This window comes from Calditrichota bacterium, from assembly GCA_020637445.1.
GTDB lineage: Bacteria > Electryoneota > RPQS01 > RPQS01 > RPQS01 > JABWCQ01.
Window position 1 is genome coordinate 106,673 of the sequence record JACJVZ010000002.1, and the last position, 13,623, is coordinate 120,295.

The window sequence follows — 13,623 nt, forward strand, 5'->3', positions numbered from 1 at the left end:
GAAAAGCGTGGTTTCGCAGAAAAGTTGAACCTTGTACATGAAGGCTGCAATCATCGGCATAGATGCCACCACCCCATTGACCCGAGGAGCAACTGTCTATTTTGCAGTCGACGACCGACAATTTCGTAACAGGACCTAAGTTGATATTTCCAATTGAAAGTATCGCACCGCCGAAAAATCCCGCGGAACAATTAGTAATTCGCGCGTTGCTTACTGCAAGCTTGCTGTTTATTGAGTAGATGGCTCCGCCTGAAATCCCTGGCCCTTCTTCCCAGTTCGTGCCTTCGCCTGCTCGTAAGGTTAATCCTTCAACTCTTGTGTACTCGTCATGGAGGTTTAGTACTATTAAACAGCTTGCTGTGTCAATACCGCTATCTGCCGGATGCCAGACAACTGTTGCGATCTCATTTGTGTCTCTAGAGAAAACGAAATTGCTCCCAATGGTGAGATTATGCTGCCTAAGCACAATAGACTCAAAGAACTCGCCGCCGTGTAGCAAAATAGTGTCGCCAGGTGAACTAGCATTTACGAATTGTTGGATACTCTGCTCGGGTGAGACCTCCAGAACTGCGCCCTTGAGACAGACGACGCAGGCGAGAATACTTAAGACTACGCGCATAAGAATTCCTTTTAAGAAACATGCCCGCGCAGCGCTGCGCGGGCATGTCATCTTCGTATTTTTTAGCTTCCCGACCCCGGAGGACAGCAGTTCACTTCAACATCGGAGTAAACGCATGCGGATGCCGTACCAGATGTAATGTTCGCTATTGACCTTAAGCAATAGCTGTTCGAGACTTCAAGGTTTACGTTTGTAACTCCACACGCTCCGTTATGTCGAGTTATCTGGACAATTTCCTGCAAGTACTCACCATCGACCTTCAATACGACTCCCGTAATATTGCCTGATGAAGGTGCTTTTACCTGAAGATTGTAGTCGTCCGTTGAAGCGACGGTAAAGACATTCTCCAATGTTCCGGATGCCGAGTGATTGTTAACAACTCGTGCGATAGCGGCTGTTGTCAGCGAAAGAACTATTGCCAACGCAGGCAAAAGTACTAAGTATCGCCCCCCCTTAAACTTACGAAGCTCCATCTTCATAGCGCACCTCATTTGTTTGGTTTCGCCGCACTTTGTGTGCGGGTCACCTTCAATATATGACCAAAAGAGTCTGCTTGTCAATACGAAGAATTCTTCGCACTTTTTAAGGGGCAACTGTTTTCTCTACTTGCAGTTAATTGCTCACACCAGCGTGCTGCACTCATGTCTCAGCAGCCATGCTTTTCTGTCCACTCCTCCGGCGTAGCCGGTTAGGTGATTGTTTTGGCCCAAGACTCTGTGACAGGGGACAATGACGGCGATGGGATTTTGACCGTTGGCTAAACCTACCGCGCGGGAGCCGTTGGTCAACAACAACCGTTTGGCAATTTCGCCGTAGGTGATCGTCGTGCCGAACGGAATCAATTGCAGCTCGCGCCAGACTTCGATCTGAAATTCGGTGCCGCGCAAGTCGAGCGGAGTTTCAAAGTGTGTCCTGTAGCCCGCGAAATATTCGGTCAACTCTTTGCGAGCGTGCTGCAGGATCTTCGTTTCGATGCACACCCCCTCGGCTTCTTTCGGATCGTCCATAAACTCCGCACGCAGGAGCCCGACTCCACTGGCCGTCAAACGCATGCGGCCAAGCTGAGTCTTCATGTCGATCCAAAAGACTTCTTCCGCAGTCTGGACTACGGAGTGTTCAGCAGTGTGAACCATATGTAGAATGTTGCATAGCTGCGAAAGGGCCGCCAGCTTTCGGTGATTTGTCGAGTTTCTTCGATGCTCGCCTGTCTGCCCAAATCGTATTCACGCGCAAGCGCATTTCTCAAACCGATATCCTCATACGGACACGCGTCGGCGTCGCCGTGCACGCGCATCATCGCATACTCCACCGACCACGGGCCGATGCCGCGAATTTCAATCAAGCGGTCTCGAATCTCTTGAGGGTCAGGAGCCATGAGCAGCGATTCACTAAGATACTCCGAGATGAGTTCCTGTGCAAGACCCTGAAGATATTCTCCCTTTTGTCTGGAAAGTCCGCAGCCGAGCAGCTCGTCTTGGGTTAAACTAAGCACGGCTTCAGGAGTCGGAAATCCCTCATAAATCTTGTCTTGCCACTCCACCGTCGCGCCGCAATACAACGCCAATCGTGAGCGCGTTGAAAACGCAGATGCTACAGACACCTGCTGGCCGATGATTGACCACGAGAGGCACTCCCACAGACTGTAAATTCCTACAAGCCTCAATCCTTTGTAGGCACTCGTCCATTTCTTCAGATTGCGATCACTCTCTGAGAACTCGTAAAACCTCGATAATTCCTCATCGCTCCCAAAAGACCGGCGCAAGTAATGGCTTATTTGCTCCATACGCGAGCTCGACTCTTTGCCGACGACGACTTTTGCCTCCACCGAGTTCGCGCCGCCGGGAGTGACTTCGACTAAGTAGTAGCCTTGTTCATCGGCCAAGACTTGACAGAATTGCTTGTCCGAAACGGCGTGCGCTTGCGCGTTTTCGTAGCGGCCGATGTAACGTGCGGTGAGTGTGAAATCGAAGGGCGCGAAGAAATGATGGGTAATCATCGATGCAAGTGCGTGCCGCAGCGTTTGCAAAATTCAGCGTCTTTGTCGTGACCTTCGCACAGACACGACGGGCAAACTTGAGTCGTTATCAATTCGAAATTCTTGCGCGTCATCTCCGCCGTCACGATTCCCGTCGGTACGGCGATAATGGCGTAGCCCAAAATCATAATCGCCGAAGCCAAGAATCTTCCGAGTGTCGTCATTGGCGCAATGTCGCCGTAACCTACCGTCGTCAAAGTTACAATCGCCCAATACACCGCCGCGGGGATACTCGTAAAGCCGCTGGTTTCGCCTTCGATCAGATACATCAGCGATCCCATCAATGTCACTAAGATTAAGACCGCAAACAGAAATACAGCGATCTTTCTGCCGCTCGCTCGCAATGAACTCAATACCATCTGACCTTCGCTGAGATAGAGCGCGAGTTTCAAGACTCGGAAAATGCGCAGGATGCGGAGGATGCGAATCACAATCAGATATTGCGCGCCGGGCAGGAACAGGCTGACATAGGTGGGCAGAATCGCGAGTAGGTCGATGATACCGTAGAAGCTCGACATATATGTCCACGGCTTGCGCACACACACGATACGCAGTAAATACTCAATCGTGAACGCGACCGTAAAGAACCACTCGGCGACGCGGATTTCGTTTTGCCATTTCGCGCGAAATGAGGGCTCACTGTCGAGCATTACGGCAATCGTCGAAAGCAAGATCGTGACAATCAGACCGATGTCAAACCACTTGCCCATCGGCGTGTCGGCTTCGTAGATGATCTCGTGAACTTTTCGGCGCCAGCCCAAAAGCGGTTCTTCGTCAAACTTCGGGTGCGATTGTCGCAGTGGAGGACTCATATTGACTCCAATTTTTCAGATCGTCCCATAAAGTAACAAACCCCGGTCTCACTCACAAGACCGGGGCTTGTTCAAACTTACGAAGAGCCTTAGTTCACTTCAACCGCTTCGAAGGTCTTCACGCCTTCGCGGACGATGCGGAAGAGGACTGCGCGGTCACTGTGGCGCAAGTCGGCTGCGATTTCTTTGAAGCTCTTGACGTCGTCGACCGGCTTACGGTCGATTTCGATGATGACGTCGCCTTCGCGGAGCTTATCCTGCGCGGGGCTGTCTTCGTCGATTTCATTGATGATCACTCCGAACGTGCCGTCGAGTTTCAGCGCGCGTGCCATGGACTCGTTGATTTGTCCGACGTCGATGCCGAGCCAATTGGTGGACGGTTCCGGTTCGGGTTTGCTTTGCCCCATAAAGGTGGCAAGCTGCGCGCGGTCTCCGAGCACGAATTCGAGATTCTTGGTTTTTCCTTCACGGAGAATTTTAGCTTGCACGGGTTTTCCGGGCGGCACATCGGCGACGCGCATGCGGAAATGCTGGACGTCATTGACAGGATTGCCGTTGAATTCGGTGATCACGTCGCCCGCTTCGAGTCCGCCTTCTTCGGCCGGAGTGTTGGGATCGACGCGCTCGACGAAAACGCCGTTTTGGTCATCTTTCATTCCAGTCGCGGAGCGCAAATCCGCCGTCAATTCGCGCGGCAGCATACCCAAGTATCCGCGCGCGACTTTTCCGTTTTCGCGCAGCTGATCTACGACCTTCATGGCCATGTTGATCGGAATTGCGAAACCGATGCCTTGACCGCTCGGGTTAATCGCGGTGTTTACGCCGATGACTTCGCCGTGAATATTGCAAAGCGGGCCGCCGCTGTTGCCGAAGTTAATCGAGGCATCCGTCTGAATGAAATCCTGATAGGCCGGGCCGCCTCCCGCAATCGCGAGATTGCTTCTGCCGCGCGCGGAAACGATACCCACCGTCAAGGTCCAATCGAGACCCAAGGGATTTCCCATGGCGATGGCCCAATCGCCGACGTGCAACTGGTCCGAGTTGCCGATCAGCGCGACTTCATTCGGCGCAAAGTTGTGATCTATCTTAATCACGGCGACGTCGGTTTCGGGATCCGCGCCGATGATGCGAGCTTCGTATTCCGTACCGTCTTGAGTTTTGACGGTCACTTTGTCGGCATCCTCAACGACGTGATTGTTGGTGAGAATGAAGCCGTCGCGGCTGATGATCATGCCGGAGCCGGTCGCGGGCGAATGGAATTTCCGCGGCTGCTGCTGGTTTCCGTCACGCTTGTGGAAGAATTCAAAGAACGGTGAATCATTGAACATGTCGTTCATCGAATTGCCGCTCACGACCTTGTCCGACGAGATGTTCACGACCGTCGGGCCGACACGCTCGGCGACCGCCACGAACGGGCTTTCGCCGTTGTCGTTGATCATCTGATTGTATTGAGCGAACTCCACATTAACCGGAGGCGCGACGTTCTGTGCGACAGCTGTGGTGTCGCGATTCATGTTGGCCGTGAACAGCACTCCGGCGACCGCGCCGACGAGTACAAAGCCAAGTCCAATCCAACCGAGTTTTCTCATAGTCATTCGTGTATTTTCGTGATGTGTTGTAATATTGGAGCCGCGAGGGCTGTGTTGTGTTTCGTACTCAAATATACGAATTGATTTTGAGAGGGTTCCCAAGTTCCCAGCGTGGACGCTGGATCCAGTGCTCTGACGCAAATGCCTTGCCTGCGTAATGTCTTGTTTCTTGGTTTGGTCCCAACAATTGTCGGAGCGGATAGTGTTGTTTTTTATGGCTCTTGGGTTTTGGGCTTGTGATGCAGAGTGCGAAGAAAAGTATGAAATATGAAGTCAGAAGTCAGAAAGGAGAGTGGAACGGAGGGCTAATAATATATGAACATTTGGGCAGTAAGTCAAGAGGGGGCAGGGGAAGTATGAAGGCGGAAAAGGTATGAGGTCAGAGGTAAGAGGTATGAACCGAGAACAGACCCCATCCCCTAACCCCTTCCCCGTGAACGGAGTAGGGAGACAGTAATTGCGGATTCTGATTTTTGGGAGTAGATTGGGGGTATGAAAGGGACCTTGTTTACACCGCGAATTCTATCTGCATTCAATCTTCTGAAGCGGGTGGGGTTCGCGGTTTTGGTGTGGGGGGGATACTTGACCACGCAAGCCCAGCCCTACGAACTGCAGTTTCTCTATGATGAAGTGTCGGATGAGCCGTGGCCGTATGGACAAAGGGTGTTGGCGCCATTAGGTGATCAAGATGGAGATGGGTTTGATGATATCCTAACCTGCGAGTGGGACGGGACGGGTTATAGCTACCATTTGAAAATCATCTATGGCGCGGCAGAACCCCCGTACGAATATCTAGCATTTGCTCACACCATGTTAGATACGTCAGCGCAGCAGTACTTCTGGCAACAACTTGAACCATACACTTCGTGTGGAGACTATAATGGGGATGGTCACACAGATATTATGGTCGAGTTAAGGCGTCATCCAGACGCACAATCTCGAATGTATCTCTATCTTGGCGGTCCGGCACTGTTTGACACGCTTTGGGATTGGGCGGCTTCGGATTTCACGGGACTAAAATCATTTGGAAACTATGGCGACTATAACGCAGACGGATACGACGACTTCATTTGCTCCACAGTCTCGGGGAGCACGAACCGCCGGTTCAGGTTTTACGAGAGTTTTTGGTTAACGCAGTCTCAGGAACCGACGTGGACGTACGGCTATGGCGAAACGATTGATGAGCCGTATCCAAGCGGACCGGGGAACTACGGCGACATCAATGGCGATGGCGATCCGGACTTTACTTTCACGGGTACAGTGGATCTTGTCCCCAATGATCCGGTGGTGACGGATTCGATCTATCAGGATTTTTGGTTTGGTGGACCGGACGCCGACTCCATTCCAGGAATTCATTTGCGTTATTCAGGCCAGAGCAGTTGCGTTGCCGGGTTTGAGCCCATCGGCGATGTGAATGGAGATGGTATTGATGATTTGATAGGTCACACGCTTGTGCCGGGGCTTCACGGACCAATTGCCACGGACAACCGCGTTTATTACGGCGGTGATCCACTTGATTTGGTGGGTGTGGACGTCATGTGGGAAACGCCGACTTTATATTTCATAGCCAGTGGTGCGCAGCTTCTTGGAGACATCAACGGCGACGGCTACGAAGACGTGGCCTTCAATCAAGGCAATCCACCGGACGGCGGTGGGATTCTGTATGTGTTCTTAGGTGGAAATCTGCCGCCAACCCGAGCTGCTTTCATCTTAGAAGGATACTGGGAAGGATTTCGCCTTGCACTGAATTTGTCCCGTGCCGGAGACTTCAACGGCGATGGACTCGATGATTGGATGTTTACGAGCTCCCAAGATGCACCGCCGCCTGAAGGGTCTTACATGCGCCTTTCCATCGTCTCCGGCGATCCGGACTTCGGATTGGATGTTCCCACAGATCGTCCGTCCATTGCTCGGGAAATTGCTCTCTCCATCTTCCCCAACCCCTTTAATTCAACGCTTCGCATTTCTCTTGACGCGCCGCTGCATGCTGATGTTTCGGTTTCGTTGTACGATTTGTTGGGGCGGGAGGTGGATGTGATTTACCGGGGTCGGCTCTCGTCTTCGACGATTTCTTATGTTGCGCCTGCTGGGCTTGCGAGTGGGGTTTATTTTGTGAGGGCGGAGAGTGGGGCGCAGGCGAGTTTGGTAAAGGTGGTGCTGCTGAAGTAGGGGATGGTTGCGGAACTCAGCCCCCCCTTAGAGCCTATCCCAAAACAAGGAAAAGACTCGCCGAGCGGAGATTTAGCGTAGCGGTTCCCCGCCGGAATCTAAAAAATCTCGATTTGCGGGGCAGGTGAAGACACCTGCCGCCGCAATTCTTGAATCTCTCGCTATTTCAAGATAGGTTCTTAATCCCCACGTGAACGGGGGGAGACCAGAGAGGTCCTTCACTTTGTTCAGGATGACGACGATCTTGGGCATCTCGATTTACCAATGCGGGCGGATTGCCATCCGCCCCTACGACATTTGTGGTGTGCGGGGCGGGTGAGTGTTTGTTAAACACTCGACACCCGCCGCCGCGATTGCAGTTTGACCCCCTTTTATCCCCCCGGAGGACCGGGGGGAAATGTTTGTTGAAACTGTGAGCTGAAATTTGTTTCTTGCGGGTTGCCATTGCGGGTCTGGAGACCCACAACGGCGAGCAACGGCGATTTTAGACCCACAACGGCGAGGTTTTTTTTCGGAACGGCGAGGGTTTTTGTAACATCAACATTTCTTTTGGCCTGATTTGACGCGACGATTGCGGATTGAGCCGCTGCTTATCTTTTTGACCATGCTGCCGGTGACGGGAGTGGTGCCGATATTGAAGACGTTCGTGATGGACGGATTCGGAGTGTCGGAGTTTTGGACGCATGTGTTTTTGGCGGCGAATATGCTCGCGGCATTTTTGTTTGCCCCGATTGCCGGAAGTCTTGCGGACAAGTTCGGCATGCCGCGCGCGTTTATCTCGATTGCCGCGCTGCTCGACGGATTGTGTTTTGTGATTATGCCGCACGTGCCGGACTTTACGTCTTTGATGACTCTGCGGTTTATCGAAGGTGTGTTTCATATCGGGACGCTCTCGCTGCTGCTTGCAGTGGCCGGAGGTCGCAGTGGGAAACACGGGTCGTCGATGGGAGTGGTCGGTGCGGCGATCACGTTTGGCGTGGCACTGGGGTCGCCGATTGGAGGATGGCTCGGATCACATTCTCCGATGTATTCTTTGACACTCGGGGGAATTTTGTTGTTCGTGGTGGCCATCGGAACTTTGTTTTTGGATGTGCCGCATGAAGGACTGGCCCAACGGCAGCCGATTGGAAAAATTCTTAAGTTACTCACAGGCGAACCTAAATTGCGATTGCCGTATGTGTTCGCATTTCTGGACCGGTTTACGGTGGGATTTTTTGTGGCGTCGTTTCCGATTTTGGCGGCGACGAAATTTGAGTTTTCACCGGGACAGATCGGCGGACATATCGCGGCGTTTATGCTTACGATGGGACTTCTGTGTCCATTTGTGGTGAAACTCTCGAAGAAATTCTCGCAGACTCAATTGTTGTTGTGGGGATCGCTGACTTACGGAGTTTTCTTTGCGTCGGTGGGATTTGTGGAGCCGCCGCTCTTGATTGTGTGGATGTTCCTGCTCGGCGCGGCGTCGGCGGTGATGTTTATTCCGACTTTGCAGCTTTCGGCGGGATCGGCACCCTCGGGAAACATGGCTACGGCGATGGGTGGGTTTACCTCGGCGGGAGCATTCGGGTTTTTGATGGGGCCGATCATTTCGGGGGCTTTGCTGGCCGTGCTTGCCCGGACTTACGAAATCACCGTTTCCTACGGATTTGTCTTGTTTTTCGGGGGATTTTTGGAGGTTGTGGTGGCAGGTTTTCTTTTGATTAGAGGACTCGTGACCGTCAGATCGACGGCCAGATAGGCTTGCAGGTGTTGCCAGTCGGCAACTTAGGTCACACAAACTCTGCTAACTCACTATGTTTACGGGCTGTCATGGCCCGTCTTTTTTTATGGCTAACTTCAGGAATTTGAGTAGCTAAGAGTTGACTTTTCAGATGATATGTTCTAAATTAGCGCATTATCCTCATAGCATGTTTTGTCAAACAGGAGTTCGAGATGCGTCTAAGATTTGCTTTGTTAATAGTTTGCATGGTGCTGGTGGCGACGGCTGCGAAGGCGCAGTTTCAGGCCATTTTGATCAATGAAACCCAGCCCCTGCTTCAGTCCTGCGTGGACGGCACCCCGATTCCCGACGGTGCGACCATCCAAATTTTCTGGGACTCGCTGGGCAACGGTGTCACCGATGACGACCGCCAGCCGATTGAAGGCCCGGGCTTTCACCAAGTAAGTTTCAATCAGTTTGCTCTCAACGGCGTTGAACTCGGCATTGGACCGGGCTTGTTTGGCACAGACCCTGAGTTTGCAATGTTCAACGGCATTCCCAGTCCCGATGACAACACTGGCCATCCGCTTTACTGGTTGCGTGTTTGTGTGGATGATTCCGGAATTTTCTGGCGCAGCGATACATTCCGCGTTCACAGCGGACTCGACCAGTATTTCTTCGGTACGGGTCCGGGACAAATTCCGTTCACGTGTGAAACCGGCGTGTGCGGCGGCTGTCAATCTCCGAGCGATGTCACCAACCTTGCGGCGTCCACGACTTACTGCGACTCAATCGTGGTAACGTGGAGTCACGATATGGATAACATCTCCGGCTATCGTATTTTGATCGACGGAACGGGACAGTATGTTTGGGTGCAAAACCCGGCCACGCCGCGGTATGTCGACCTGACCAGCATTGGCGGTCAGGACCATACGTACCGTCTGCGGGCTTATCGTATCTGTGATACGGATACCGCATACTCGGCGACTCCGATTACCACAACGGGCCGCAAGCTGGTGTCTCCGCCGATGGCTTTGAACATGACCGCGTCGGATACGCTGTGCAACGTCGTGAATGTTCGCTGGACGGACAACACGGTACAGGGACTCGACTCGTTCCGTGTCTATCGTGACGGTGTTCGAATCGGCGCGGACAGCCGTCATACGACCGGCTACAACTTCCTGTTCCTTGACACGACCGTCGTGCCGGGCGTCACCTACCAGTACTGCGTGCGCGGCTATTCCGTCGCTTGCAGCACCGGTGCGGCGTCTTGCGACAACGGTATTGCGACGAGTTCCCCGGTGTGCACCGTCAGCAACGTGACGGTTGAAGGCACGTGCGACTCGGTTTGCATTTCGTGGTCGGCAGACTGCGACGAAGCGACGGGTTACCGTGTGCTCCGTAACGGCGCACTGGTGGGAACGGTCACCAATAACAACACGGAATTTTCATTCTGCCACCAACCGGGCGCGGGTTCGGTGGGTGTGTACCAGATTCAGCCGGTGAACGCGTGCGGCAACGGCACGGCTCAACCTGATCCAGGTGTTTCCGGTTCGAGACTTTCGGCTCCGAATTCGGTGCAGGGCATCGTTGCTTCAGATACGTTGTGCGACATGGTTTGCATTACGTGGAACAGAATGTCGAATATTGACTCGTTCCAGATTCGTCAAGAAACGACCCGTATCGGTGTCGTGATCACGACGGGCAACGACACGACGTTCTGCTTTGACGGTGCTGTTGCCGGAGAAACGCACACGTACACCGTGGTTGCTTACAACGAATGCGGCGCGGGCGCCGTGGCCGCGGGCAACCCGGGAACTCGCCGTGCACCGGGAACGGGCACAGCGTCGTTTGCGTTGGTGACTGCCGGTCCGCCGGATTGGACTTACTCAATGACCGTGAACAGCGGCTGTTTGAACACTGTTGTCATTCGTGACTTCTGCGAAAATACGACGGCGACGGCTCCGACCGGCTGGACGGTCAACGTTACCGACGATTCGATTATCTTCACGTCGACGGAAGCCTATGGCGCCATGGAAACCGTGAGCGGATTCCAACTGCACCACCCGACTTGTGACGGTGACGGTCGTTGGTCAAGCGGTCAGTCGGACGGCACGATTCGCGGACCGCTGCCGGTTGGAAACAACGCTCTGCTGCCGACGGAATACAGCGTGAACGTGTATCCGAATCCGTTCAACCCGCTGACGAACTTCAAGATTGCCGTTCCGCAAGCCGCGGAGACGCGAATTGTGGTGTTCAACGTGATGGGTCAGGTCGTGCGTGATATGAATCTCGGTCGTTTGCAAGCCGGATATCACACGGTGCAATTCGGCGGCGCCGAACTGCCTTCGGGTATGTACTTCGCTCGTATTCAGGCCGGAAACTTCCATTCGACACACAAGTTGATGTTGCTGAAGTAACCAGCGTAGACGCTGGACCCAATGTGCCAGCAGCCATTGAGGGTCTGGAGACCCGCAACGGCGATGTAAGCACCTCTTGCGCTGACGCAGGGGCCAAGTCGGTTGGTAAATATGAAGCGGGGCGAATCATTTGGTTCGCCCCGCTTTTTTGTGTTTAATACTGTAGCGCGTTTTACTTTATCAGGATCAATTTCTGCGTTATTGTGCGGCCGGGCGAATCGAGTCTTGCGATGTACACACCGGATGGATAGGCACTGCCGTCAAAGGAGACGGCATGAGTGCCGGCAGGATAGTATTGACTCACAAGAGTTGACAGTCTTTGTCCAATCAGAGTGTAAATGGAGAGTTTGATCTCTGCGGCCTTAGGCAAATCAAACGCGATGGTCGCCTCGGGATTGAACGGGTTAGGATAAATGCTAAGTGTGAAATTGGCAGGTGCGATGTTATGCGAATCGCCGGCATCGCCGGGGATTTCCATCGTGAACGAGCCTTGGCCGTTGCTGGACTCAACAGTATCTCCCATTGCAGCTGCTTTTACTGACCAGAAGAATTCGTGAGAATCGTCCAGCGAATTTAGTGGAATAGAAATTTCTACGGTGATCGTGGTGTCAGTGACGACTGCGTCTGTTGGATCAATAGCCATATATGTGGGAGATTCCACATGGAAGATGTACGAAATCGCGTCGCCATTCGGATCCGTTGATTGATTCCATACGAATTCAATGGTTGGATTTCCTGGTGACCAGATCAACTCGCTGTTGTCTTCCGGCATGAGTCGCTCAAACGGTTGCGGTGGCGCGGGTGAAGGGTCAGGACTTGTGCGCACCACCCAGACATCATTGTTTCCTGCTCCAAAAGAACTGGTTATGCCAGCGAAAATGAATCCGAAATCATCTGTTTGGTGAATTGCCTCGCCGAAGTCTGCTCCACCTACTCCCCCAAAAGTAAGGCTCCACAGGCTGTCTCCCATTGCACTAACCTTTACCATCCAGAAGTCGAACCCGCCGATCCCAAAACTTGCAGTGTGGCCGCCCAAGACGTAGCCGCCGTCCACCGTCTGAATGAGTGAACGGCATTCATCCCATTGACTGCCACCGAATGTTCTTGTCCAAAGTGTATCGGCATTGCTGTCTGTTCTGATCATTCTAAAGTCACGAATCGTACCGTCCGTATAGTTCCAACCCGCCAACGCGAAACCACCGTCTGCGGTTTGAATGACATCCTTGCACTCTTCTGGTCCCGTGCCGCCGTACGCTCGGCTCCAGAGACTGTCACCAGTCCCATTCGTTTTTACCAGCCAAAAATCCGTGGCGTCTGCAGCGAACGTGGATGTTTTACCCCCTAACGCGAAGCCCCCGTCCGCCGTTTGCTCAACAGCGTAGCAAACTTCCGTCAGACTGCCGCCAAACGTCTTGCTCCACATGCTGTCACCAGTTGAATTAACTTTCACTATCCAAAAGTCCTCTGAGCCAGAACCGAAACTTGCAGATGAACCGCAAAGCAAATAGCCTCCGTCTGTCGTTTGGATCACATCCGTTCCTTCGTCATCGTTTGCTCCACCAAACGTGCGTGACCAGAGGCTGTCGCCATTCTCGTTTGTTTTGACAATCCAGAAGTCGCGGCCGCCCGCCCCATAGGAATCGGTCATGCCTGCTAAGATGACACCGCCATCGGACGTGAGCGCAGCAGACTCAAAGAACTCATCGCCACTTCCGCCGTACGTGCGGCTCCACAGGCTGTCACCGTTCGCGGAAGTTTTGACCAGCCAGAAATCGTAGTTGCCTCCGGCCGAGAAACTTGAAGCGTGTCCGGCAATGAAGTAGCCGCCATCAGGTGATTGCTCGACAAAGCCCGCCGCATCTTGATTTCCGCCTCCAAAAGTGCGGCTCCAGAGGGAGTCCGGTTGTGACCATGCAGTTGAACTCAGCAACAGACAACTGCAAATAAGTAGAGATTTACTATAAAGCATAATACTCTCCGGCAATTTGCTAAAGTTTAGAAACGTGCCAATACTGCGTCATTGAATAACACGAGCGAATCCCCTTGCATTTGAAAGCAGAGAATTCGCTCGAATAAGTTGGCATTCTTGACTTCATGCGCACATGCGCAGCGGAAGTTTATCTCTGCCGTGTAATATCATAACTTGTTAAAGAGTCAAAAGCAAATTGGCTTCTTGCGACATCGCAGTTGTGAAACACGACAGAGTATTATGCTATCATTGCTTAGAATGTGACCTCAGTTATCCGAATGAAGATGAAAATTATTTTTGACTCCGACTTG

Annotated in this window: 9 protein-coding genes; 3 read left to right on the forward strand and 6 right to left on the reverse strand. The window is 52.8% G+C overall.

The features are described from left to right. Positions 1-681: 681 nt before the first annotated feature. From H6507_08245 to H6507_08265, 5 genes are all read right to left on the reverse strand, one after another. The gene (locus H6507_08245) at positions 682-1,098 is read right to left on the reverse strand and encodes a hypothetical protein (protein ID MCB9369078.1); all 417 of its coding nucleotides are present in this window, start codon (positions 1,096-1,098) and stop codon (positions 682-684) included. Between the two features lie 141 nt (positions 1,099-1,239). Beyond that, positions 1,240-1,692 carry a methylated-DNA--[protein]-cysteine S-methyltransferase gene (locus H6507_08250; protein ID MCB9369079.1) on the reverse strand — a complete coding sequence of 151 codons (453 nt, stop codon included), beginning with the start codon at positions 1,690-1,692 and terminating at the stop codon, positions 1,240-1,242. 32 nt (positions 1,693-1,724) lie between these two features. Continuing rightward, positions 1,725-2,615 carry a DNA-3-methyladenine glycosylase 2 family protein gene (locus H6507_08255; protein ID MCB9369080.1) on the reverse strand — a complete coding sequence of 297 codons (891 nt, stop codon included), beginning with the start codon at positions 2,613-2,615 and terminating at the stop codon, positions 1,725-1,727. Further along, complete coding sequence (locus H6507_08260) at positions 2,612-3,466, reverse strand: ion transporter (GenBank protein ID MCB9369081.1); 855 nt, start codon at positions 3,464-3,466, stop codon at positions 2,612-2,614. The genes H6507_08255 and H6507_08260 overlap by 4 nt, the downstream gene beginning before the upstream one ends. Before the next feature lie 89 nt (positions 3,467-3,555). Continuing rightward, positions 3,556-5,055 carry a Do family serine endopeptidase gene (locus H6507_08265; GenBank protein MCB9369082.1) on the reverse strand — a complete coding sequence of 500 codons (1,500 nt, stop codon included), beginning with the start codon at positions 5,053-5,055 and terminating at the stop codon, positions 3,556-3,558. Positions 5,056-5,547: 492 nt separating this feature from the next. Here H6507_08265 and H6507_08270 point away from each other — a divergent pair, with 492 nt between their 5' ends. From H6507_08270 to H6507_08280, 3 genes are all read left to right on the forward strand, one after another. Then, entirely contained in the window at positions 5,548-7,224 is a 1,677-nt protein-coding gene (locus H6507_08270) for a T9SS type A sorting domain-containing protein (GenBank protein ID MCB9369083.1), read from the forward strand. A gap of 559 nt (positions 7,225-7,783) precedes the next feature. Beyond that, positions 7,784-8,962 carry an MFS transporter gene (locus H6507_08275; GenBank protein MCB9369084.1) on the forward strand — a complete coding sequence of 393 codons (1,179 nt, stop codon included), beginning with the start codon at positions 7,784-7,786 and terminating at the stop codon, positions 8,960-8,962. Positions 8,963-9,156: 194 nt separating this feature from the next. Continuing rightward, positions 9,157-11,343 (forward strand): T9SS type A sorting domain-containing protein, encoded by a 2,187-nt coding sequence (locus tag H6507_08280; GenBank protein MCB9369085.1) that lies wholly within the window; start codon positions 9,157-9,159, stop codon positions 11,341-11,343. Positions 11,344-11,515: 172 nt separating this feature from the next. On the opposite strand, the gene H6507_08285 is transcribed toward H6507_08280, so the two are convergent. Next, positions 11,516-13,273: a T9SS type A sorting domain-containing protein gene (locus H6507_08285; GenBank protein ID MCB9369086.1), complete on the reverse strand. Its 1,758-nt coding sequence runs from the start codon at positions 13,271-13,273 to the stop codon at positions 11,516-11,518. Positions 13,274-13,623: the final 350 nt, after the last annotated feature.